The sequence below is a fragment of the Pseudomonas sp. SG-MS2 genome, assembly GCF_009933855.1.
Classification (GTDB): domain Bacteria; phylum Pseudomonadota; class Gammaproteobacteria; order Pseudomonadales; family Pseudomonadaceae; genus Aquipseudomonas; species Aquipseudomonas putida_E.
Window position 1 is genome coordinate 1 of sequence record NZ_MOMO01000159.1, and the last position, 23,167, is coordinate 23,167.

The 23,167-nt window shown below is 61.2% G+C and carries 23 protein-coding genes; 13 read left to right on the forward strand and 10 right to left on the reverse strand.

Annotated elements, in window-relative coordinates; all coding sequences use genetic code 11:
* A partial coding sequence (locus BLX42_RS13275) for a transposase domain-containing protein (RefSeq protein WP_161871942.1) occupies window positions 1–112 on the forward strand: 112 nt, incomplete at its 5' end.
* A gap of 30 nt (window positions 113–142) precedes the next feature.
* Here BLX42_RS13275 and BLX42_RS13280 read toward each other — a convergent pair.
* Together BLX42_RS13280 and BLX42_RS13285 are read right to left on the reverse strand one after the other, a co-directional pair.
* Entirely contained in the window at window positions 143–253 is a 111-nt protein-coding gene (locus tag BLX42_RS13280) for a hypothetical protein (protein WP_256671985.1), read from the reverse strand.
* Between the two features lie 44 nt (window positions 254–297).
* Window positions 298–657 carry a transposase gene (locus tag BLX42_RS13285; protein ID WP_161871943.1) on the reverse strand — a complete coding sequence of 120 codons (360 nt, stop codon included), beginning with the start codon at window positions 655–657 and terminating at the stop codon, window positions 298–300.
* 502 nt (window positions 658–1,159) lie between these two features.
* Between BLX42_RS13285 and BLX42_RS13290 the strand changes: the two genes are divergently transcribed.
* The 3 genes from BLX42_RS13290 (at window position 1,160) to BLX42_RS13300 (ending at window position 3,903) form a co-directional block, all read left to right on the forward strand.
* Window positions 1,160–2,947 (forward strand): thiamine pyrophosphate-requiring protein, encoded by a 1,788-nt coding sequence (locus BLX42_RS13290; RefSeq protein WP_161871944.1) that lies wholly within the window; start codon window positions 1,160–1,162, stop codon window positions 2,945–2,947.
* 171 nt (window positions 2,948–3,118) lie between these two features.
* Window positions 3,119–3,436: a type II toxin-antitoxin system PrlF family antitoxin gene (locus BLX42_RS13295; RefSeq protein WP_161871945.1), complete on the forward strand. Its 318-nt coding sequence runs from the start codon at window positions 3,119–3,121 to the stop codon at window positions 3,434–3,436.
* A complete protein-coding gene (locus BLX42_RS13300; protein ID WP_125923738.1) occupies window positions 3,436–3,903 on the forward strand; it encodes a type II toxin-antitoxin system YhaV family toxin in 468 nt (155 codons plus the stop codon). The genes BLX42_RS13295 and BLX42_RS13300 overlap by 1 nt, the downstream gene beginning before the upstream one ends.
* On the opposite strand, the gene BLX42_RS13305 is transcribed toward BLX42_RS13300, so the two are convergent.
* Complete coding sequence (locus tag BLX42_RS13305; protein ID WP_161871946.1) at window positions 3,904–4,446, reverse strand: DUF3237 domain-containing protein; 543 nt, start codon at window positions 4,444–4,446, stop codon at window positions 3,904–3,906.
* A 350-nt stretch (window positions 4,447–4,796) separates the two neighbouring features.
* Between BLX42_RS13305 and BLX42_RS13310 the strand changes: the two genes are divergently transcribed.
* A complete protein-coding gene (locus BLX42_RS13310; RefSeq protein ID WP_218176280.1) occupies window positions 4,797–6,212 on the forward strand; it encodes a DUF2252 domain-containing protein in 1,416 nt (471 codons plus the stop codon).
* Here the strand turns inward: BLX42_RS13310 and BLX42_RS13315 are convergent.
* Both BLX42_RS13315 and potE read right to left on the reverse strand, forming a co-directional pair.
* Window positions 6,209–7,147 carry a transporter substrate-binding domain-containing protein gene (locus BLX42_RS13315; protein WP_256671986.1) on the reverse strand — a complete coding sequence of 313 codons (939 nt, stop codon included), beginning with the start codon at window positions 7,145–7,147 and terminating at the stop codon, window positions 6,209–6,211. The genes BLX42_RS13310 and BLX42_RS13315 overlap by 4 nt on opposite strands.
* Window positions 7,147–8,478, reverse strand: coding sequence for a putrescine-ornithine antiporter (gene potE / locus BLX42_RS13320; protein ID WP_161871948.1), 1,332 nt, complete (start codon window positions 8,476–8,478; stop codon window positions 7,147–7,149). The genes BLX42_RS13315 and potE overlap by 1 nt, the downstream gene beginning before the upstream one ends.
* A 685-nt stretch (window positions 8,479–9,163) precedes the next feature.
* On the opposite strand from potE, the gene BLX42_RS13325 reads away from it, so the two are divergent.
* The 5 genes from BLX42_RS13325 (at window position 9,164) to BLX42_RS13345 (ending at window position 15,021) form a co-directional block, all read left to right on the forward strand.
* Window positions 9,164–10,705 (forward strand): ABC transporter ATP-binding protein, encoded by a 1,542-nt coding sequence (locus tag BLX42_RS13325; protein ID WP_161871949.1) that lies wholly within the window; start codon window positions 9,164–9,166, stop codon window positions 10,703–10,705.
* 12 nt (window positions 10,706–10,717) lie between these two features.
* On the forward strand, window positions 10,718–11,818 hold the full coding sequence (locus BLX42_RS13330; protein WP_161871950.1) for an ABC transporter permease: 1,101 nt from the start codon (window positions 10,718–10,720) through the stop codon (window positions 11,816–11,818).
* Between the two features lie 58 nt (window positions 11,819–11,876).
* Window positions 11,877–12,803, forward strand: a complete 927-nt coding sequence (locus BLX42_RS13335; RefSeq protein ID WP_012314841.1) for an ABC transporter permease — start codon at window positions 11,877–11,879, stop codon at window positions 12,801–12,803.
* 88 nt (window positions 12,804–12,891) lie between these two features.
* Window positions 12,892–14,001 carry a BMP family ABC transporter substrate-binding protein gene (locus BLX42_RS13340; protein WP_046785854.1) on the forward strand — a complete coding sequence of 370 codons (1,110 nt, stop codon included), beginning with the start codon at window positions 12,892–12,894 and terminating at the stop codon, window positions 13,999–14,001.
* A gap of 57 nt (window positions 14,002–14,058) precedes the next feature.
* Entirely contained in the window at window positions 14,059–15,021 is a 963-nt protein-coding gene (locus BLX42_RS13345; protein ID WP_161871951.1) for a 2-oxoglutarate and iron-dependent oxygenase domain-containing protein, read from the forward strand.
* 11 nt (window positions 15,022–15,032) lie between these two features.
* On the opposite strand, the gene BLX42_RS13350 is transcribed toward BLX42_RS13345, so the two are convergent.
* Window positions 15,033–16,217: a M20 aminoacylase family protein gene (locus BLX42_RS13350; RefSeq protein ID WP_161871952.1), complete on the reverse strand. Its 1,185-nt coding sequence runs from the start codon at window positions 16,215–16,217 to the stop codon at window positions 15,033–15,035.
* A 1-nt stretch (window position 16,218) separates the two neighbouring features.
* The gene (locus tag BLX42_RS13355; RefSeq protein ID WP_161871953.1) at window positions 16,219–17,520 is read right to left on the reverse strand and encodes an MFS transporter; all 1,302 of its coding nucleotides are present in this window, start codon (window positions 17,518–17,520) and stop codon (window positions 16,219–16,221) included.
* A gap of 378 nt (window positions 17,521–17,898) precedes the next feature.
* Between BLX42_RS13355 and BLX42_RS13360 the strand changes: the two genes are divergently transcribed.
* Entirely contained in the window at window positions 17,899–19,038 is a 1,140-nt protein-coding gene (locus BLX42_RS13360) for a porin (protein WP_161871954.1), read from the forward strand.
* Here BLX42_RS13360 and BLX42_RS13365 read toward each other — a convergent pair.
* The 3 genes from BLX42_RS13365 to BLX42_RS13375 all read right to left on the reverse strand — a co-directional run bounded on the left by BLX42_RS13365 (window position 19,015) and on the right by BLX42_RS13375 (window position 22,041).
* Window positions 19,015–19,953, reverse strand: a complete 939-nt coding sequence (locus BLX42_RS13365) for a LysR family transcriptional regulator (RefSeq protein WP_012314847.1) — start codon at window positions 19,951–19,953, stop codon at window positions 19,015–19,017. The genes BLX42_RS13360 and BLX42_RS13365 overlap by 24 nt on opposite strands.
* A 247-nt stretch (window positions 19,954–20,200) precedes the next feature.
* The gene (locus BLX42_RS13370; RefSeq protein ID WP_161871958.1) at window positions 20,201–21,727 is read right to left on the reverse strand and encodes a cryptochrome/photolyase family protein; all 1,527 of its coding nucleotides are present in this window, start codon (window positions 21,725–21,727) and stop codon (window positions 20,201–20,203) included.
* Window positions 21,728–21,735: 8 nt separating this feature from the next.
* Entirely contained in the window at window positions 21,736–22,041 is a 306-nt protein-coding gene (locus tag BLX42_RS13375) for a DUF6482 family protein (RefSeq protein WP_046785849.1), read from the reverse strand.
* Between the two features lie 296 nt (window positions 22,042–22,337).
* Here BLX42_RS13375 and BLX42_RS13380 point away from each other — a divergent pair, with 296 nt between their 5' ends.
* Together BLX42_RS13380 and BLX42_RS13385 are read left to right on the forward strand one after the other, a co-directional pair.
* Window positions 22,338–22,688 (forward strand): DUF2946 family protein, encoded by a 351-nt coding sequence (locus BLX42_RS13380; RefSeq protein ID WP_144415465.1) that lies wholly within the window; start codon window positions 22,338–22,340, stop codon window positions 22,686–22,688.
* Between the two features lie 62 nt (window positions 22,689–22,750).
* Window positions 22,751–23,167 (forward strand): TonB-dependent receptor plug domain-containing protein (locus BLX42_RS13385; protein ID WP_161871955.1); only part of this gene is annotated, 417 nt, incomplete at its 3' end.

The window sequence follows — 23,167 nt, forward strand, 5'->3', positions numbered from 1 at the left end:
AGAGCCCTATACGTGGCTGCGCCACGTACTGGAGCGGTTGCCGCATGCCTCGTCGGTAGAGGACTACGAAGCGCTGCTGCCGTGGAACTGCTCACCGGAGATGCAACGGTAAATCGAAGCTCCATCTGGTGGTAGGTGGGGTTCATGGATCGCACTCGTTGATTACGCGCGAGCGTAGAACATCCCTGTCGGGATTCTCACGCCCTTGGCGTTTGCGCCATGCATAGAAACTGCTGCGCTTGACCCCAAGCACGCGACAGCAGTCGACAACACTGTATTGCTCACTCAGCTCGTTGATCAGCGAGAACGATCTTTGGAGTCCCGAAGCAGGAGAGCACTGGCCTTTTTTAGGATTTCGATATCCCGGTCCTTTTGACGAACCAGTGCTTCCAGTTCCTCAATGCGTTGCTGCTCCGGAGTGATGGCTTTGGCTCCAGCCGGAACCTTACCTTCTCTCTCCTGCCTTACCTGCTCAACCCAACGGCGAAGGGCGGTGCGGCCAATCCCGAGGATTTCGCATACCTCAGGAACTGACTGGCCACCGTCCAGCACCATTTCAGCAGCTTGGATTTTGTGTTCTTTCGAATAAGACTTGCGCACTGATTTTGCCTCCAATTGGGCGCCATCATAGCGCCCGAAGAAGGTGTCCAAAATCATTAGGCCAGTTCAGATCAGATCCTTCAGTGTTTAGCAGCCTAGACCTTATCGGGCCAATCATGTTGCTCAATCGCGGCGGTGAGCCAACCTTGATACACCTGCAGCAAAAACAGCCAACCAGAGCTTGCTTAGGGGCCTGCGCCAAGACCTCACCTTGATCTTGGAACCGTCGCTTTTCGGCGCTGGCTTAGTGCTCCTATGCTTCTTTGCCACTCTTCGCTCTTGCTATCAATGCTGGATAGGGTCAGAGCATACGTCACCAGCATTTACCCTGTCCTATGATCACAGTGACCTAGCTTCGGATGCCGCTTTAGGTCGGCAGCCGTCAATTGACAAACACCATTTCCGGCATCGCGAGGAAAAGGGCCGCATCAACAATCTAGCCTGTGAGCCCCAAAACGCTTGAAACGGCGGCTGACCCGCGCAGGCAAGCATTTCAGTTGAAACTTTCGTAAACCGCGCCAAGTCCAGACCCCTATCGACCAGCAAACGGGAGAAGGCAATGACAGGCACGGTAGGCGACTTTCTGGTAGAGCGCTTGTATCAATGGGGGGTGCGGCGCATCTTCGGCTACCCCGGCGACGGTATCAACGGTGTATTCGGCGCGTTGAGCCGGGCCAACGGCAAGATCGAATTCATCCAGGCCCGCCACGAGGAAATGGCAGCATTCATGGCCTGCGCCCATGCCAAGTTCACCGGTGAACTGGGCGTGTGCATTGCCACCTCCGGGCCTGGCGCATCGCACTTGCTCACCGGGCTGTATGACGCCCGCATGGACCACATGCCAGTGCTGGCCATCGTCGGCCAGCAAGCCCGAGCGGCTTTGGGCGGCCACTATCAACAGGAACTGGACTTGCTGTCGATGTTCAAGGATGTGGCCGGTGCATTCGTGCAACAAGCCTCCACACCCTCGCAAGTACGCCATTTACTCGACCGCGCCGTGCGCACTGCCGTCGGCGAACGGCGTGTGACGGCGGTGATCCTGCCCAATGACCTGCAGGACCTGCCCTACCAGGAACCGGCCCGCGCCCATGGCACCGTGCATTCCGGCATTGGTTACAGCAAGCCCAAGGTGGTGCCCTACGACAGCGACCTGCAGCGTGCCGCCGAGGTACTCAACGCTGGGCGCAAAGTGGCCATTCTGGTCGGAGCCGGTGCCTTGCAGGCTACCGAAGAGATCATCGAAATCGCCGACACGCTCGGCGCAGGTGTGGCAAAGGCGCTACTGGGCAAGGCCGCCTTGCCCGATGACCTGCCGTGGGTGACCGGCGCCATCGGCTTGCTGGGCACCGAACCGAGCTACCAGTTGATGGCCGAATGCGACACCTTGCTGATGATCGGCTCAGGGTTCCCCTATTCCGAGTTCCTGCCCAAGGAGGGCCAGGCCCGTGGGGTGCAGATCGACCTTCAGCCAGACATGCTAAGCCTGCGTTACCCGATGGAGGTCAACCTGGTGGGTGATGCCGGGGAGACCTTGCGCGCATTGCTGCCATTGCTCGAGACAAAATCCGACCGCCGCTGGCGTAAGAAAGTCGAAGGCTGGCGTGCACGTTGGGACAAGACCCTGGCCAAACGCGCAATGGTCAAGGCGGACCCGATAAACCCGCAACGCGTGGTGTACGAACTGTCCCCTCGCCTACCCGACAACACCCTGGTGACCAGCGACTCCGGTTCCTGCGCTAACTGGTATGCCCGTGACCTGCAAATTCGCCAAGGCATGCAGTGCTCGCTGTCAGGCGGCCTGGCCTGCATGGGCGCTGCGGTACCGTACGCCATCGCCGCCAAGTTCGCCCATCCGCAGCGCCCGGTGGTGGCACTGGTCGGCGATGGCGCGATGCAGATGAGCAACCTGGCCGAGCTGATTACCGTAGCCAAATACTGGCAGCAGTGGGAGAACCCGCAATGGATCTGCGCGGTGTTCAATAACGAGGACCTCAACCAGGTCACCTGGGAGCAACGTGTGATGGAGGGCGACCCCAAGTTCGAGGCGTCCCAGACGATCCCTGACGTGCCTTATCACCTGTTTGCCATCTCCATCGGCCTGGAGGGCATTTTCGTCGACCGTGAAGATGACGTCGCAGCGGCCTGGGAACGCGCGCTAAGCGCCGATCGGCCGGTATTGATCGAGTTCAAGACCGACCCCAACGTGCCGCCCTTGCCGCCTCATATCAAACTCGAACAGGCGAAGAAACTCGCCGGCTCTTTGTTCAAGGGCGACCCGGACCAGGCCAGCGTCATGGTCCAGACAGCCAAGCAGGTACTGAGCTCGGTGCTTCCCGGCAAGAAGTGACGCAATCCTCTGGCCAGCAATCATCGATACAGACCATTGGTGCCCGTACCTCATGGGCACGGGCATTTGAAATGCGTAGCAGTGTCAGTCTCTCGTTCCTTGACCAGAAACCGAGATTGACCATGTAAGGATTATTCCTTACCATCTGATCAAAGCATCCGGAGAACGCTCATGCCTGCCATCCACGAAGTCGCTACGCTTACCTCAAAGGGCCAGGTCACCCTACCTAAGGCCGTTCGCCAACTATTAGGCCTAAATACCGGTGCCAAGGTCGCGTTCGACGTCCGCGGGAGTGAGGTCGTGGTCAGCCGTGTTCAGGCAGACCACGAAGACCCTGCCATCGGCGCGTTCCTTGACCTCCTAGAGGCCGATATTCGCAGCGGGCGAAACATCACCGCACTTCCAGACGACCTGGCGCAGACTATGCTCGCTAACGCACGCCACCCTGTGAACCTGGACGAAGAGATTGACGGTGAGGTATCGCTTTGATGCAGCGCCATGGCTGGACGCTGCTGTTCCATGAAGGTGTATTTTTACAGCTACGCAAATTACAAGAGGCTGCCGCCCGGATCGAGCAAAACGACCCGCAAGGTTTTGAAAGCAACGCCAACGTCAAGCTATTCCGGGCATTGAGCCATCTGATCATGGAGGCTGTACCAACCGATCCGGCCCGTGACGAGTTTCGCCAGGGCAATACGCTGGGTACCGCCTACCGCCATTGGCGGCGGGCGAAAATCGGCAGGCGCTTTCGCCTGTTCTTTCGCTACGACTCAAGGTCCAAGGTTATCGTCTATGCATGGGTCAACGACGAAAACACCCTACGGTCTGCAGGCAGCAAATCCGATCCCTACGCCGTATTCGAGAAGATGCTGGGCCGCGGCAATCCTCCTGATGACTGGGATGCGCTGATTTCAGTTGCGCGTAGCGACTGGCGCGACCCCAAGCCATATAGATAACTATTTCACCTCGAACGCGTCGTAGACCACTGCATTGCCCAAGCGCATTGCGCTACCCACGCCGACCGTACGATTGAGCCATGCGTATTGGGGCGCGGATGTCTCGAAACGCAGGGTGATGCGGAACTGGTACAGGCTGGGATCGACGTCTTCGCCAGCGGCCACCCTCTTCATGACCGCAGCCGGCCCGTAACGGTAGCCTTCGGTGCGCAGGTAGATCAGTGCGCCATCGTCGGTCTGCAGCAGGTAGCGGGTGTCGATGATCGCCACACCCTCGGGGCTGACAATCTGCCAGTCCGCGCCGTTATTGAGGATGGTGCCCTTGAGCCTGGCCCCCTCGAAACGGCCGCCTGTGATCGGGATGATACGCCGCTTGCCCTGCGCGCTGGTTTCGCCCAGCTCCCACACCGGCGCGACAAGGTCCACCGTAAAGCGCGCCAGGGGTTCGAGCTTGAGCGGGGGCGGAGCGTAACTGGCAGCCTGGGCAAAGCCCGTGCAAACGCCAAGCAGCAGCCCAAGCAATCCTCTGCGAAGGTTCATCATGCGGCCTCCTGCACTGACCGGGCATCGGGATTTGTCGGGTGCGGGCCTGGTGATACGACGCAGTTTGCTGGGGGGCGTGCTATAGGCGGTTTCATGATTGCAGATATCCTTTGTTATTGTTAATGGATAATATTGTTAATGATTATTTTTGTTAACCAATGATCTGTCAAGGTTCCTCTGGGTACTTGCCGCAAAATCTTGAGCACCCTGGGAGGAGCGCCGAAGGGCGATCTGGTCACCCGGTGCAAGCTTGGACGCAGCACATGCTACGCTTGAATCAGCTGTGAACAGTGTCTTGACGCTAGAATCAAGGCCCTGCCCTTCTGCCTTTGATCACCAAAGGTGCTCACATGCCCGAGATCAGGAAACAGGCTAGCTCGCACCTGCAAGCAGATGAGGACGGCCGTCGCGAACACAAGCGATTCGAGTCACGAAAAGAGCGGCTGGACGCAGGAAAGAAACTGCGCGAAACGGTGCCGCGCTCGTCCCATGCATTCTGGAAACCGGCGCACAAGCATCGCGACCCTGTCGACATTCTCGAACAGTCCAACCGCAGCCGGCATCCGGCCTTGGTGCCCGTGCGCTATGGGCGCATGTTGCGTAGCCCGTTCACTTTTCTCAGGGGCTCAGCCGGCTTGATGGCACGCGACCTCGCGACACTTCCCCACACAGGTATTCGCGTTCAGGCCTGCGGTGATTGCCACCTGCTGAATTTTGGATTGTTCGCCACACCCGAACGTAACCTGATCTTCGACATCAATGATTTTGACGAGACGTTACCCGCCCCTTGGGAGTGGGATATAAAGCGTCTGGCAACCAGTTTTGCCGTAGCCGCCCGCGATAACCGCCTCATCGATGAAGATGCCAGGCGTCTGGCTATGGAATGCGTTCGCGCCTACCGGGAACGCATGCGCGAATTGACGACGATGAGCCCGCTGGAAATCTGGTACGACCGCCTCGATGCACAAACGCTCATCGATATGGCCCCTAGTCTCAAATACCGTAAAGCACGTGAACAGTTGATGGCCAAGGCCAGGACTCGCATCGGCGACTACCTGTACCCACAAATCAGTGACGAAGTGGGCGGCCGGCGACGCCTGGTCGATCAGCCGCCGATTCTTTTTCATGTAGATGAAGCCGACTTCATCAACCGGGTGCACCTTGCGCTGGAGGATTATCGTACTTCTCTACTGCCTGAACGCCGGGTCCTGTATGACCGTTATCGCCTGGAAGACTTTGCCATGAAGGCAGTGGGGATCGGCAGCGTCGGCACCTATTGCTTCGTCGGTTTGTTCTTTTCAGCGCAAAACAACCCATTGCTCCTGCAATTCAAGCAGGCTTGTCCTTCTGTGCTTGAGCCCTATGCGGGCAAGAGCGAATTTGTAAACCAGGGCCAACGGGTGGTCACGGGCCAACGGCTTATGCAATCTGCCAGTGACATTTTTCTCGGATGGACCGAGAGCACCAAGGGCCGGCAGTTTTTTGTCCGGCAATTGCGCGACATGAAAATGTCACTACCTGTAGAAGGTGCATCACTCGAACAGATGATGATGTACGCCGAAGTATGCGGCATTACCTTGGCGCGCGCGCATGCAAAATCAGGTGACGCCGCCTTGATCAGTGGCTACCTGGGTAAATCGAACACCTTCGATCAGGCCATAGGCGATTTTTCACTCGCTTACGCCGAGCAGAATGCGAAGGACTACGCGGCACTGATCAGCGCTGAGAAAAAAGGAAGAATCAAGGCACTGCGCGAAGAAGACTAATGTTGCGGCGCCAGCCGTTCACGGTCATCCGGCAACACGTAAAGGCTCTGCAACAGTTTGTCCTGCGCTGTTTGTACCCCCAGGTAGCGTACGAACAAGGCTTCTCCATCGGGGCCGGACAGCGCCTGACTCAGCGCGGTATCGACCAACAGGCGAAAACCATCATCGCCACGGGTCATGGGCAGTGCGACACGGCTCGTGACAAACAGGTGATCCGGGATCCATAACCGGTCGCGCTCAGGCTGCTGGCTCTGCAGGGAAAGCAAAATCATCCTCTCGCCAAAAAACGCATCGACCTTGCGCTCGACCACCCGACGCACACCCTCCTGGTAACTGGACACCTCTTCAAGCCTGGACTGCAGGCCAAGCTTGCGAATACGCTCCCGCGCCCACTGACTGCTCAGCGTGCCGCGCAGCACTGCAAAACTGTGCTTGCTCAACCCCGCATTGAGGGTTGCGCGCCACCGGGGGCCGGTATCGACAGGCTTGCCGCGCAGTGGCTCCAGAAGGCTGGCCGGTGCATCACGCCGCACCAGCACCGCAAGGCCGGTGGTGAATACCGGTATGGAAAAATTCAGGGTTTCCCGTCTTGTGATCGTTTCCACCATCGGCGTGCACAGCAGATCAACCGTTCCCTCGCTCAAGGCGCGAACGGCTTGCTCCTGCGGCACCACATGCCAATGCACTTGCAAGTCGGCAAGGCCAGGTGACTGGCGAAGGTGTTGAGCCACTGCCTGGCACAATTCGATGCCATACCCTTGAGGTGACTGGATACTGCCTGAGGAAAACGGGGCAAGGTCTGCGATGAAACCCAGATTGAGGACCTGACTGTCGCGCAGCCGGCTCAGCTTGTCGGCCACTGCTTCAGCGCTGCACACCGCCGCAAACGGCACCGAGAGGGCCAGGCACAGGGCAACCCATATGGACCTGCGCATCATGGCGCACCTCCAATCAAGTCCAGCACCTTGACGAAACGTTTGGCGATGAAGCCGAACAGCAGGTACCCCAGCGCCATGATCAGCGCAGCGCCAAACACCGCTTCCAGGCCCGAGGCATAGAGCGCATAGAAGCAGTAGCACACCGCAACCAGCATGATTGCGCTGTTGCGGCGGAAGATCTTTATATCCACCTGGGCCTTGTACATGATCACCAGCAACCCGGTCAGGGACGTGATGTAGGGAATGATGTTGGTCACTGCCGCCAGGTTGACCAGCTTGCTGAACTGGGCGCTGGCATTGGGCGAAATGGTCGACAACGCAATCAGGCTCTGCAAGACCGCGCAGGTCAGCATGCCCGCCAGTGGCGCGCCCCTGGCGGTGACGCGGGTGAACAACGTGGGAAACAGCCCTTGCTCGGCGGTAACCTTGGCCGTTTCGGCCAGGGTGAACTGCCACCCCAGCAATGAACCGACACAGGCGATGACTGCCAACCCCATGATCACGTTACCGACCGTGTCATTGAACATGCGCGCATAGACCAGTGCAAAGGGTGCGCTGGAGTTCGCAAGTTCGGGGTTTGGCACGATCCCCTGAATGACGGTGGTCGACAGGATATAGATCACCGCCGCGCCCAGTGTGCCGAACAGGCATGCAAGCGGCACGTTGCGCTTGGGGTTCTCTACCGCATCCGAATTTTGCGCGGCCGACTCCATGCCCAGAAAGGCCCACAGCGTCAGGGGAATACTGGCGGTGATCGCCTGGCTCACCGGTATGCTGTCGGGGTTCCAGGCATCGGTAAACGTCTGTGGGTTGAACCAGTACCAACCCACGAAACTCAGGCCGGCCACAGGAATGATGACGCCCCAGACACTGATCGCGCCTAGCTTGCCGGTTATGTTGGCACCGCCGACATTGGCCAGGGTGCTGAACCAGATCAGCATCACCGTCCCTGCCACCAGCGGGCCTGGGCCCGTGCCAAGCCAGGGCAGGAAAGGCGTCAGATAACCCACCGCGGATATACCAATGGCGACATTGCCGATCATCAGCGAGAGGAAATACAGGTAGGAGCAGAGGAAGAATGCGGACTTGCCATGGGCTTCTTCGCTGTAGGCCGACATTCCGCCCGAGCGCGTGCAATAGATGCCGCATTGCGCGAAACAGTAGGCGATGGCCATCGAACCCACAGCCGTCACGACCCACGATAGCAGCGACACAGCACCGATCTGCGCCATGCTGGCGGGCAGCATGATGATACCTGAGCCCATCATGTTGACGGTGACCAACGTGGTCAGCCCGACCAAACCCATTTTCTTTGCTGGATCGCGCACAGGAATGACCTCCGAGAAAACAAGCCGGCTTCGATAGCGTTTCTGACGGTGCGACTGCCCCCCCGGCCCAACCCAGGAGGGGCAGAGCCTGATACAGGGTATTGCCCATCACACAAAGCTTGTGCAACCACACTAGCAATGCGTCGGCTGCAGTGGTTATCAAATGTCAAGAATAGTGCGAAGGAGCGTCGGCGCTGATTTTAGGACAGCAGGTAGCAGGCGGCCCTGAATACTCGCACAGCACCGCCCCTGAGGTTGTAGACGACCCTTAGGCGCCCGGTGAAACCTGTGGGAGCCGGGCTTGCCGGCGATAGGGCCAGCCCAGGCATCCAGAATTTCGGGGAGTTCAAACAATGACTGCCGTAGTGCGCATGCTGAAAACGTGAAACCAACCACGCCTAAGGGACCAGCACGGTACCTGTGGGCTTGCCCGCGAAGGGCCGCACTGCGCTCCAGCAGTGACGCCCGTATCGTAGCCGGCCGAACATGGCGGCCACGCTGAACACAGCGCCCCAACTTGGCACCTTGGCGCCCCAAAACCACACACGCCGCTGCCGCAACGTTCACCAAGCGTGCCCCGCTCTCGGCCTGCAGCCCCTCTAACACAAGCCCTTGAACAATAATCTGACCAATTGGCCATGTTTTTGCTGTGCAACTGCTCACAACCCTGACCCCGAGCAGTCCCATGTCCAGATCCCCCTCGCAACTGCGCCTTGAGCTGCGTGCCATTACCAAGCGATACCCGGGCACCTTGGCCAACGACCGCATCGACCTGCGCATCGCTGCCGGTGAAATCCACGCCCTGCTCGGCGAGAACGGCGCAGGCAAGAGCACCCTGATGAAGATCATCTACGGCGTTACCGCGCCGGATGCCGGCCAGGTGCTGTGGGAAGGCCAGCCCGTGCACGTGCGCGACCCCGCCCGTGCCCGCGCGCTGGGCATCGGCATGGTGTTCCAGCACTTTTCCCTGTTCGAAACCCTGAGTGTCGCGCAAAACATTGCCCTGGCTCTTGGCCGCGATGCCGGAACGCCAAAGCAGCTGGCGCCGCGTATCCGCGAAGTGTCCCAACGCTACGGCATGGGCCTGGAACCGGAGCGCCTGGTGCACAGCCTGTCGATCGGTGAACGCCAGCGGGTGGAAATCGTGCGCTGCCTGATGCAGCCGATCAAGCTGCTGATCCTCGATGAGCCGACCTCGGTGCTTACCCCGCAAGAGGTCGACGAACTGTTCGTCACCTTGCGCGCACTCGCCGCAGAGGGCTGCAGCATCCTGTTCATCAGCCACAAGCTCAACGAAGTGCGTGCCCTGTGCCACGGTGCCACGGTGTTGCGCGGCGGCCGCGTCTCCGGCGCTTGCAGCCCGGCGCAATGCAGCGACCTGCAGCTGGCGCGGATGATGGTCGGCGATGCCGAAGGGCTGGAGGCAAGTTACCCGAAAAGCGCCGGGGGCTTGCCACGCCTGCGCGTGGACGACCTGACCTGGCGCAACAAGGACCCGTTCGGCACGTCCTTCGAACACCTGCGCCTGGAAGTGCGCAGCGGCGAGATCGTCGGCATCGCGGGGGTTGCCGGCAATGGCCAGGACGAACTGCTGGCCCTGCTCAGTGGTGAAACACGCCTGCCCGCTGGCGAGCGCGAACGCATCACCCTCGACAACCGGCCGATGGCCCACCTGTACCCCGACGCCCGCCGCGCCCTGGGGGTGGCATTCGTACCGGCCGAGCGCCTTGGGCACGGCGCGGTGCCGGACATGAGCCTGGCCGACAACGCCCTGCTCACCGCTTTTCAGCACGGCCTGGTCAACCGCGGCCTGATCCGCTCGGGCAAGGTGCAGGCGCTGGCCGAGCAGATCATCCAGCGCTTCGCGGTCAAGGCCCCGGATGCCCACGCCACGGCACGCAGCCTGTCCGGGGGCAACCTGCAGAAGTTCATCCTCGGCCGCGAAATCCTCCAGGCCCCCAAGCTGCTGGTCGCTGCCCACCCGACGTGGGGCGTGGATGTCGGCGCCGCCGCGGCGATTCACCGTGCGCTGATTGCCCTGCGCGACGCCGGTGCGGCAATCCTGGTGATCTCCGAAGACCTGGAAGAGCTGTTCCAGATCAGCGACCGCATCGGCGCGCTGTGCAGTGGCCGCCTGTCGCCGCTCAAGCCCACCGCACAGACCCATACCGTGGAGGTCGGCGGCTGGATGGCCGGCCAGTTCGATGCCCCGCAAGACGCCGCCTGACGAGAGCCCTTCATGTTGCTATCCCTCGAACCCCGTACCCAGCAGTCCCGTGCCATGCTCGTGCTGTCACCCCTGCTCGCCGCCCTGCTGACCCTGCTCAGCGGGGCGATCCTGTTCAGCGCTCAGGGGCATGCGCCCTTGCAGACGTTTCACACCTTGCTGATCGAACCCATCAGCGACCTCTACGGCCTCTCGGAACTGCTGCTCAAAGCCCTGCCAATCCTGCTCTGCGCCTTCGGCCTGGCGGTGGCCTACCAGGCGCGGATCTGGAACATCGGCGCCGAAGGGCAGTTGCTGATGGGCGCCCTGGCCGGCAGTGCCGTGGCGATCCACCTCATCGATTGGGAAAGCCGCTGGGCACTGCTTTGGGTGTTGCTCGCCGGCACGCTGGCCGGTGCGCTGTGGGGGGCGCTCGCGGCCTGGCTGCGCACGCACTTCAATGCCAACGAAATCCTGACCACCATCATGCTCAACTACATCGCCTTGAACCTGCTGCTGTTCTTCGTCCACGGGCCACTCAAGGACCCCGAAGGGTTCAGCTTCCCGCAATCGGCGATATTCGGCGATGCCAGCCGCCTGCCGGCGCTGTTCGAGGATGGCCGACTGCATGTCGGGCTGTACTTCGTGCTGATGGCCCTGGTGGCGGTGTGGGTGCTGCTGCACAAGAGCTTCCTCGGTTTTCAGATCAAAGTACTCGGCCTGGACCGGCGCGCTGCCGGTTTCGTCGGCTTCCGTGAAAAGCGCCTGGTCTGGCTGGCGCTGCTGATCAGCGGCGGCCTGGCAGGCCTGGCCGGGGTCAGCGAAGTCAGTGGGCCGATCGGCCAATTGGTGCCGCAGGTTTCCCCAGGTTATGGCTACGCGGCGATCACCGTAGCGTTTCTCGGGCGCCTCAACCCGTTTGGCATTCTGGTCGCCGGGTTGTTGATGGCCCTGCTCTACCTCGGCGGCGAGAACGCGCAGATGAGCCTGAACCTGCCGCAATCGCTGACCGGGCTGTTCCAGGGAATGATGCTGTTCTACCTGCTGGCCTGCGACGTGCTGATCCTCTACCGGCTGCGCCTGAAGCTGAAAGGGCACCGCCGAGCGCCGTTGGCAAAAACCGCCAGTGCCTGAATTCCCATGACCCTTTCGTTTACCTGCCGCTCAACGCGTGCAGGCTGAGGCTTCGACTATGGATCTTGATCTGCTTGGCAACATTCTTTACGCCATGGTGCGCTGCGGTACCCCACTGCTGCTGGTCGCCCTGGGCGAACTGGTGTGCGAAAAGAGCGGCGTACTCAACCTCGGCCAGGAAGGCATGATGCTGTTCGGTGCGGTGGTGGGTTTCATCGCCGCCTACGCCACCGGCAACCTCTGGCTGGGCGTCCTGATGGCGTGCCTGGCCGGTATGCTGCTGGCTTCACTGTTCGCCCTGGTAGCACTCGGTTGCCAGGCCAACCAGGTGGCGACCGGGCTGGCGCTGACCATATTCGGTGTCGGCCTGTCGTCATTCGTCGGCACCGCCTGGGTCGGCAAGCCCTTGAGCGGCTTCGAGCCGGTGGCCATACCGCTGCTGGCGGACATTCCGGTCATCGGCCACATGCTGTTCAACCAGGATGTTCTGGTTTACCTGTCTTTCGGCCTGTTCGTGCTGATTGCCTGGACGCTGCTCAAAAGCCGCACCGGCCTGATCCTCCAGGCCGTCGGTGAAAACCCCGACGCCGCCAGCGCCATGGGCCTGCCCGTGCTGCGCGTGCGCACTCTGGCGGTGCTGTTCGGCGGCGCCATGGCCGGGCTGGCCGGGGGTTACCTGTCGCTGGCCTACACCCCGATGTGGGCGGAAAACATGACCGCAGGCCGCGGCTGGATCGCCCTGGCGCTGGTGGTGTTCGCCAGTTGGCGAGTACTGCGTGTGCTGCTCGGCGCCTACCTGTTTGGCCTGGCGAGCATCCTGCACCTGGTGGCCCAGGGTATCGGCGTGAGCTTCCCTGCCAACCTGCTGGCCATGCTGCCGTATGTGGCCACGATCCTGGTGCTGGTGGTGCTGTCGCGCGATGCCATCAAAACCCGCCTGTATGCACCGGTTTCACTGGGTCAGCCGTGGAAGACCGGGCGCTGAGGCCTCACGCCTGGCCCGCACCGTGCACCGCAATTCATGCACCTCTGTTCTGTTTTCTTGCATTACCAACGCGCCCTACATAGCCAACATGAAGACCTACAGGAGCCACACCTTGAAGCCTCACAACAAAAGCAAATACCTGCTGCGCGCCCTGGCTGCCGCCATTGGCCTGAGCACCGCCCTGTCCGCCGCCGCCGCCGACCCGCTGAAGGTCGGCTTCGTCTATATCGGCCCGATCGGCGACCATGGCTGGACCTATCAGCATGAGCAGGGCCGCCAGGCGCTGATCAAGCAGTTCGGTGACAAGGTCGACAGCAGCTTCGTCGAGAACGTGCCAGAAGGCGCCGATGCCGAGCGGGTCATCCGCAACATGGCCAAGGGCGGCTACGACCTGGTGTTCGCCACCTCATTCGGCTACATGAACCCCACCGCCAAAGTCGCCAAGCAGTTCCCGAAGGTCACCTTCGAACATGCCACCGGCTACAAGCAGGACAAGAACCTTGGTACTTACCTGGCCACATCCTACGAAGGCCGTTACGTTGGCGGCTACCTGGCCGCGAAGATGACCAAGACCAAGAAGATCGGCTATGTCGCCTCCTTCCCGATTCCGGAAGTGCTGCGCGATATCAATGCCATCCAGCTGGCGCTGGACAAATACAACCCCGGCACCGAAATCAAGGTGGTGTGGGTCAACTCCTGGTTCGACCCGGGCAAAGAGGCCGATGCCGCCAACGCCCTGATCGACCAGGGCGTTGACGTGCTGTTCCAGCACACCGACAGCCCTGCACCGATCCAGACCGCCGAACGCCGCGGCATCTACGCCGTCGGCTACGCCTCGGACATGGCCCACTTCGGCCCCAAGGCGGTGCTGACCTCCATCGTCAACAATTGGGGGCCGCATTACATCAAGAGCACTCAGGCGGTCATGGACGGCACCTGGAAACCCCAGGACTACTGGGGCGGGCTTGCCGATGGCACCGTACAACTGCCCATCAGCGACCTGGTGCCGGCCGAGGTCAAAAGCGGCGCCGAACAGATCATCGCCAGTATCAAGGACGGCTCTTTCCACCCCTTCACCGGCCCGATCCTGGACCAGGCTGGCGCAGTCAAGATCCCCGCAGGTGCCGTGGCCAGCAATGCCGAACTGGCAGGCATGAACTACTACGTCAAAGGCATTACGGCGCAACTGCCCAAATAAACGCCGGGTGGGAGCGCCAGCCGCTCCCGCTTGCACCGCCATTTCACGGAGCCATTCATGAACACCCTGCCGATCATCGATATCAGCCCGCTCTACCAGCACGACCCCGCCGCACGCCAGGCCGTAGCCCGGCAGATCGACGCCGCCTGCCGGCAGTGGGGCTTCTACTACATCAAGGGGCACCCCATCCCGGCCACACGCATTGGCGCACTGAAGGCGGCCGCCGAACAGTTCTTCGCCTGCCCGGCCGAAGAAAAGCTGCGCATCGACATCACCCAGAGCGAGCACCATCGCGGCTACGGCGCCATCGCCACCGAGCAGCTGGACCCGAGCCGGCCAAGCGACCTGAAGGAAACCTTCGACATGGGCTTTCACATGGCCCCGGATCATCCCGACGTGCTCGCGAAAAAGCCACTGCGCGGTCCCAACCGGCACCCCGCGATTGCCGGGTGGGAGGCGCTGCTGCAAACGCATTACCAGGACATGCACGCCTTGTCCCTGACTCTGCTGCGGGCGATGGCGCAGGCCTTGGGTATCGAGCACGACTTCTTCGACCAGCGCTTCGCCAACCCCATCAGCGTGTTTCGCATGATCCACTACCCGCCGCGCCAGGCCGCCAGCAGCACCGATCAGCAAGGCGCCGGCGCGCACACCGACTACGGATGCGTGACCTTGTTGTACCAGGACAGCACCGGCGGCCTGCAGGTGCAGAGTGTGGATGGCCAGTGGATCGATGCGCCACCGATCGAGGGCACCTATGTGGTCAACATCGGTGACATGATGGCGCGGTGGAGCAACGACAGGTACACCTCAACGCCCCACCGGGTGGTCAGCCCGCAGGGCGCGCACCGCTACTCGATGCCGTTCTTTGCCGAACCGCACCCGGACACGATGATCAGTTGCCTGCCCAACTGCTCCAGCCCCGACAACCCGCCCAAATACCCGCCGGTATCGTGCAGTGCCTACATGCTGTCGCGCTTCGCCGAAACCTATGCCTATCGCCGTGAGCAGGCCACGTAGCCTGCGCCCCGTCAACTCAGATAATCCTCGACCCACTTCACCCAACAATCGGAGCCGATCTTCACCAGTGCATCGTTGAAGTCATAGTGCGGGTTATGTACCGAGCAACCATGGAACTCCCCTGTGCCGTTACCCAACATGAAGTAGCACCCCGGTCGTGCCTGGAGCATGTAGGCGAAATCTTCGGTGCCCATCACCTTCTTGGGCATCCGCGCCAGCATCTGCCCCTCGGCAAACAAAGGGCGTAGGCTTTCACGCAGCTGTGCGCTTTGCGCATCGCTGTTGCTCAGCGCAGGCGCCAGCTGGGTGAAGTCCAGCGCGATCTCAACCCCAAAGCTCTCGGCATGCCCCTTGACCAGCGCCTCGATACGCTGGTTTATCTTCAACTGGGTTTCGGGCGTATCGGTGCGCACGCTGAGCAACATGCTCGCTTCATCGGGAATGATGTTGTAGACCGTGCCCGCCTGGATCATGCCGATACTGATGACCGCGTACTCTTCAACGCTCAGGTTGCGCGACTTGATGGTCTGGATGGCACTGATCAGGCTATTGAGGGCCGAGATGGGGTCCACCGCAAGCTCCGGCATCGCGCCATGCCCACCTCTGCCGCAAATGCGAATGCTCACGCGCTGGGAAGACGCCATGGTCGGCCCGCTCTGCACCACGCAAGTGCCCACCGGCATGCCTGGCATGTTGTGCAGCGCATACACCGAATCACACGGAAAACGCTCGAACAGACCGTCGTCGATCATGGCCTTGGCGCCGGCCAAACCTTCTTCGTCGGGCTGGAAGATCAGGTTCAAGGTACCGTTGAAGTTTCGCGTCGCAGCCAATCGCGAAGCCGCCGCCAGCAGGATCGCGGTATGCCCGTCATGGCCACAGGCATGCATGCGCCCGGGGATCTTGCTGGCGTGCTCGAAGGGGTTCTTCTCGCTCATGGGCAGAGCGTCCATGTCTGCCCGTAGCCCGATGCTGCGGGGGCTGTCGCCCACTTTAAGCACACCTACCAGGCCGTGCCCGCCCACATTACGGTGCACCTCATAGCCCCAGGCCTGCAGCTTTTCAGCCACCAGGGCAGCCGTGTCAGGCGTGTCGCCGCCGAGCTCTGGCGCCGCATGGATCTGGCGGCGGATCCTGATGAACGTGTCCAGCTCTTCAGCCAACTGCGGGGTTTGATTTCGCTCGAAGGTACCCATGTCACTCGCATCCTTTGTTTTCAGGGAAGTACTTGAGGCACACCAGGCTTACCGCGCCACCCACCAACAGGTAGTAGGCCGGTGCCAATGGCGTGCCCATTGCGGCAATCAGCCAGGTAGCGATCAGTGGCGAAAACCCGCCGAAAAGTGTCACCCCCAGGCTGTAGCTGACCGAGGTGCCAAAGGCACGCTGCGCCTTGGGGAAGCCTTCCATGATCAACGCGAAGTACGCTCCGGCGCCTATGCAAGTGGGCAGAATCAACGCCGCGACACACATCATTGCCAGGCCCATGTGCTCGACGTGCCCAAGCACGTAGAACACCGGCAGCGTCAACACCACGGGCGCGAGAATGGTCCAGACCAGCAGGCGTTTCCTGAGCTGGTATTTGTCGGCGAACTTGCCGGCCAGCGGGCATATGATCGCCATGCAGCCGCTGCTGATGCCGGCGATCGCCATGGCACTGCTTTGCGGGTAGTGCATGGCGGTGGTCAGGTAGGTGGGCATGTAAAACACGAACAGGTACATGCCGATGGTAGAACTGGCCATCAGGCCGATGCCCAGGCCGATGCGTTTGAGCAACTCCGGGTCCAGCGGCTGCCTGCCCTCCTGTGCCGCCGCGGCCTCGTGGGTTTCTGGTAGACGGTTGCGGATATACAAGCCTACCGGGCCGATCAACAGGCCGAAAATGAATGGAATGCGCCAGCCCCAGCTTTCGAGGCTGGCCGGGTCCAGCAACTGGCTCAGGCTGAACCCGAACCCCGCCCCGACCAGCGCGGCATAACCCTGGCTGGCCGCCTGCCAGCTCACGCTCTGGCATCGCTTGGAGGCAGTACTGGACTCCATCAGATAAACCGATGCGGTACCGACCTCGCCACCTGCCGATACCCCCTGAATCAGCCGACCGGCGACCAGCATGAACGTTGCAAAGATACCGACCTGCGAATACGTAGGCGCGAAGGCGATCAAGGCAGTGCCCAACGTCATCAGGCCGATCGTCAGGCTCAAGGCGGCTTTGCGGCCATGCCTGTCGGCGTAGCGGCCGATGATGATGCCCCCCACTGGCCGCATCAAAAAGCCCACACCAAAGGTTGCCAGCGACATCAGGAGCGAGGCCAGTGCCGACTCTGAAGGGAAGAAGTGCCGGCCGATCAGCACCGCGAAGAAGCTGTAGATGGTGAAGTCGTACATCTCCAGGGCGTTGCCCAGTGAGCACGCTATCAGGGTTCTGCGTGAGGACGATGCCTGCGTGTGATGCTTTGAGCCGGCCTCCAGGATCGTAGGTGCAGGTAGCGGTCTATTCATTGTTATCTCCGATGGCGAATCACGGCATGCAGTGACTATCAGCCAATCGCGCAGCCAACACACTTGCAGTTTTGGCAATGAACTAACCAATGGTTAATTGACCGGGCGCTGGCGTGGCCGCTTTGCCTTGGGATGGCGCACAGATGCCCTGGCATCGCCCTTGTGCCCCGATAGGGGTCATCGAAGTTGGCCACTCAGGGGGATGGAAACAAACATTGGTCACTGCCATGTAGCAGCTTTGCGGGCAACTTTTCCCGGCCCAGCGAGATCCCGCCCACCTTATTAACCAAAAGACATACGTTGGCCAAACAAGCAATCACGCTGCAACCTGCTGTTCATCGAATCTAGCGCGACCGCATCCCGTGCCTGGAGTCGTGAATGAATACTTGCATCACTCGCACTGTGTCGTTGCTGTTGATGAGCCAAGGGCTTTGTCTTGCCATGCAGGCACAGGCCGAGGGTTTCCCTACCCTCAACCGGCTAGCCTCCGGGTTCGGTTACTACGGGGTGGATCAGGGGTTCGATGACAAGCTGAAGATCTACGGTACCGTGGATGCGTTCGCCAGCTACCACGACTCTCAGCACCACTCAGGTTTCCAAATGGCGGGCGGCGGCGCCTGGACCAACAAACTCGGGGTGTATGCCCGAAAGGCACTTGACCCCGATACGGTGCTGGAACTGGACGTCGAAGAAGGCTTCAATCTGAACGGCAAGGCCCTGGAAGGGACCTGGGACAACATCGGCACGCTGCGCCTGGCAACGCTCGCCCTGCGCTCGCGGAGCCTGGGCAGGCTTGAGTTCGGCAAAACCTACGGGGTGGGGACCCCGACCTACGCCGACCCGTTTCTGGCGGCATACGGCTCACCGTATACGTTTCTGTCCATACCTGCGGCCGGCAAAGGCGCCTACTATCTCGACCTGCGGCCCAAGCACACCCTGGCCTACACCAGCCCGAACATGAACGGCTTCAGCCTGGCAACGGCCTTGAGCTTCGGCTTCGATGATGTCGCCAGCCAGGGGCGTACGGTGCGTGGTGGCGGTGCGAAGCTGCAGTACCGAAATAGCCGTGTGATGCTGCTGGGGTCTTACAACCTGTATTACAGCGACCCATGGGACGATGGTGGCAGCTCTCGCCAGACTGCCAACCACTACACAAGCCTGTCGGCGTTCTATGATTTCGGCCCGCTGGCCACCAGCCTGACCTGGCAACGCCAGGATGTAGACCAAGCGGGCACACCCACTACCACCGTGTACACCTTCGGCCTGATGGCCCCGGTGGGCAAGCTTGACGTGCTCAGGCTGGCGGTGGTCCAGCGGACGGTATCGGCCCGCGAAAAGGACGCGCTGGGGGTAGTGCTTGGCTACGACCACTTCTTCAACCCGCGCTGGGCCGCCTATGCGCGCCTGGGTGTGATCGCCAACCAAGGCGCGTCATCAGTGACCTACGCAGGCACTCCGGTTGATCAGGTGGGAGATGACCCAAGCAATATTTCACTAGGCATGTACTACCACTTCTGAAACGTCCCGCGGCAGCGTCTTGAGGACTCTTGCGCGCAAGCTGTGGAAGAGTTCCTGAGCGGGGGCCGTGAGGCTATCACGGTCGATGCAGACGAGATTGATTGGATAGTCTGGTACCAGCTCCTGCACCGCCACTTGAATGAACTCCGGCCGGGTCGCAAAGGTGAAGGCATCGTTTACGGCCAGTTCACTGATGGTCATCAGCGACTCCGTGTTCTTCAGGAGCTTGAGGGCCATCATTATCGACGTGCACTCCACCGCGCTCTGCGGCACGCGCAGGCCGTTGACCTCGAACAACTGGTGAAACTGCGATGCCTGATCGGTCAGCTCGTCCAGGCTGATCCAGTTGGCGTATTGCAGCGAACGCAGTGACTGGGAAAACTTCTGCTGGTTGGACGCATGGCAGATCACCTTGCCCTTGATGCTGCCCACTGCCTCCCAATCCAGATTGAGACGGCTCAAGGGTTGCTGGGAGGTGATGGCAAAGTCCAGGCTACCGTCGCGCAGGCGTTGCAGGATCTGGCTGGGACGCAGGTCGGTGATGGTGATTTTCACACGCGGGTACTTGCGCCGAAACGCCAGGATGCTTTCATCCACCCCGTCAAGCATCGCCGTCAGCGAGGTGACGCCGATCGACACCGCCCCCAATGCGGCATCCTGAATGCTTGCCGCCTCGATCTGCAAACGGCGGATACTCTCCACCACCAGGTTGGCATGACGGATGATGCGCTTGCCCTCATCGGTCAACGCCATGCCCTTGTACGACCGCTGCAAGAGGGTGAACCCCAACTCCCGCTCCAGTTCCTTGATCGAGCGGCTCAGGGCAGGTTGCGTGATGTGCAAGATCTTGGAGGCCTCGAGAATGCTTCCCCCCTGGTGAATGGCAACGAGCGCCTTGAGCTGATGAAGTTTCAAGCGTGAACACCTTATCGTGAGCGGCAAGTTTCAGGTTGCAGTGCACATTGAAACTGCAAAAAGAAGGCCTGGAATCGGTTCAGGATGAAAACCACCCTGGCGCCTGACGCCCTACTGCCGGCCCCAACTTCCTGGACCTGCGGGCACTGCGCCGAGCAGGTGGCCAGCGAGAATCACAAATGTGCATGATCGCTGCTTGGCGGTATCTGCAGATCAGGGAAAAGTGGTCGCTTATCGAACGGTTATTTCATAGGCTCTGGCCACTGTCGAGGCGGGCCAACAAGGCTTCGCCACGCGCCCAAACGCCCTCGCGCCTGGCAACCGACATGCCGTCAAGGCTGCGATAGACCAACGCCAGGCGGGGGTTGCCAGCCAATAGGTCACGATGGCGGATGATGAAGTGCCAGTACAGCGCGTTGAATGGGCAGGCATCCTCCTCTACCGCATGCTCGACCTTGTAGCTGCAGGCCTTGCAGTGGTCGGACATGCGCTGGATGTAACGGCCACTGGCGCAATACGGTTTGGACCCCAGGTAGCCGCCGTCAGCGTGCATCACCATGCCGAGCGTGTTGGGCAGTTCCACCCAGTCGAAGGCATCCATGTACACGGCCAGGTACCACTCGCAAATCGCGCTGGGCACAATGCCGGCGAGCAGTGCGAAGTTGCCCGTGACCATCAGCCGCTGAATGTGGTGTGCATAGCCCAACTGCAGGGTCTGGCCGATGGCCTGCGCCATGCAGCGCATGCGGGTATGCCCGGCCCAGTAGAATTCCGGCAACGCACGGTCGTTGCCCAGGTAATTGAGCCCGGCATACTCAGGCATGCGTAGCCAATAGATGCCGCGCACATACTCGCGCCAGCCGATCAGCTGGCGGATGAAACCTTCAGCCGCGTTGAGCGGTATCCGCGCCTCACGCCACGCATTGTCCACGTCTTCGCACAACCGCCGCACATCCAGCAACCCGATGTTCAGGGCCGCACTGATACGCGCATGGAACAGGAACGGCTCGCCTTCGGCCATGGCGTCCTGGTAGTCGCCGAACGCGGCCAGGCCAAACTCGAGAAAATGTTCCCAGAGCTGCTGGGCCTGTTCATGGGTCACGGGATAGTCGAACCCTTCTACCGCCCCGTAATGGTCACTGAAGCATTCGCCGACCAGCGCCACGACCGCCGTGGTGATTTCGTCCTGGGCAAAGCGCGCCGGGAACGGTCCGCGCAGCCCCCGTGGCAAGGGTTTGCGGTTGTCACCATCCAGGTTCCAGGTGCCACCCACCGGGCTGCCATCGGGCTCCAGCAGAAGGCCGCAACGCTTGCGCATGCCGCGGTAAAAGTGCTCCATACGCAATTGGCGACGGTCTTTTGCCCAGCGTGCGAAAGCATCGCGCGAGCAAAGAAACCGTGTATCGCGATGCCATACCAGTGGTAAGCCGGCGTCATTCAAAGCCTGCTCCAGGCGCCATTCGCCACACTCGGTCAGGTGAATGTGCGTCGCACCCAGCGCCTGCTGCCACCGTCGCAGTTCACCAGCAATGCTGCCGCTGTTGCCGGGTGCGTTCAGTTCCACATACTCCACCCGCCAGCCGCGCTCACGCAGCGCCTGGGCAAAATGGCGCATGGCGCTGAAAATGAGCACGATCTTTTGCGGATGATGCGGCACGTAGCGCGCCTCGCCCTGCACTTCCGCCATCAGGATCACGTCGTGTGCAGGGTCCAGCGCGGCGAGGCTTGCCAGGTCGAACGACAGTTGATCCCCCAGCACCAGGCCCAAGCGCAATGCACGGTCTACCACTGGCTGGCCAGCGTCACCGGCACGCGCAGGGGCTCGACAGGGCCGTTGCGCTGCCCGCACATCTCGTCATGCACCACCTGTTGCACCAGCATGCACGGCACAGGCGGCAGATCGGCCAGCAGTTGTCGCAGCTCGGTGGTCGAGCGAAAACGTACCGCCTGGCCATTTGCATCGCTGAGCGTGAGCGGCCCGGCGTCAGTCAGCGCCCGCAGGATGTAAAAGCCGCCTTCCAGCGACAGCAGCTCAAGTTCTTTAACGTCACCGGCTGCTGCCAGCTCCGTCAGGTTGTGCAGATTCATGGCGTGTACTCCATAAGGCAGGCATCACCTGCGCGGGGGCATTTGCAAACGTCAGGCTCGCTAAATCCTATACAAGAATAGCTTCTTGTACAGGTTTTGGACTTTTATATATTTATCCTCCCGTGCCCGAGCCGCGTTCAGCAGATGAAACGATGCAGCGTTTATCCAGTGCCCTTTGTGTGCACACACCTCTTTTCAGATACTGCAAAACCGTTAGAATCGCGTTCTCATCCCCTGACCCGTCCCCGAGCTACCCTTTGAACCTGGCCCGCCCCGAAAAAGCACTGGTTGCCTGGATGCTGTACTTCAGCATCCTGTTCGGCTCGTTGCTCTGCGCAATGGGGCATGGGCAGATGGCCGGGCTGCGCCTCAGCGGCCTGGACGACGCCGCTTGGTGCGCCGCCGACAGCAGCGGTGCATTCAAGGGTGACCAGGACATCACCGACCCGATGCCGCCCACCGGCGCCGACTGTGTGATCACCAGCCTGTTTTGCGCCAGCCTGCTTGCCGCCTTCTTCGGCCTGCTGGCCCTGCTCGCAGGCGAGTCGCGCACACCCTTGCCCAGGCAACCGCCGCCGCGCCTGCCCAAACACCGCTGGCCGTTAGTCAACCCCCGCGCCTCACCCGCCCCACTTCCCGTGCTCTGACATCGCCACGCCGCGGCATCGCCTGCGGCGGGCGTTAATCTATTTCAGCCAGGAAGCCTTGCATGTTCCGCATGACCACTTTGGCGCTGCTCGTTGGCAGCGCAACCTGCGCGTGGGCGCAGGATCAAACCCTGACACTGCCTGCCAGCAACGTGACGGCCAGCGCCGACCAACCGAAACAGGCCACCGGCCTGAACCTTGATACCCCCATCGAGAGCGGCTCGCGCCTGAACCTCAGCGCCCGTGAAAACCCTGCTTCGGTCAGTGTGGCCGACCGCGAGACGATGGAGCGTATCGGCGCGCGCAACTTCCAGGACGCCGCCAACGCACTGCCAGGGGTGAATGCGTCGGCGCCGCCCGGCTGGGGCGGTTATGTGGCGTACCGGGGCTTCAACGGTGCCCAGGTCAGCCAGCTGTTCAACGGCATCAACCTGCAGTACGGCGCAGCGGCACGCCCGGTCGGTGCCTGGATCTATGAC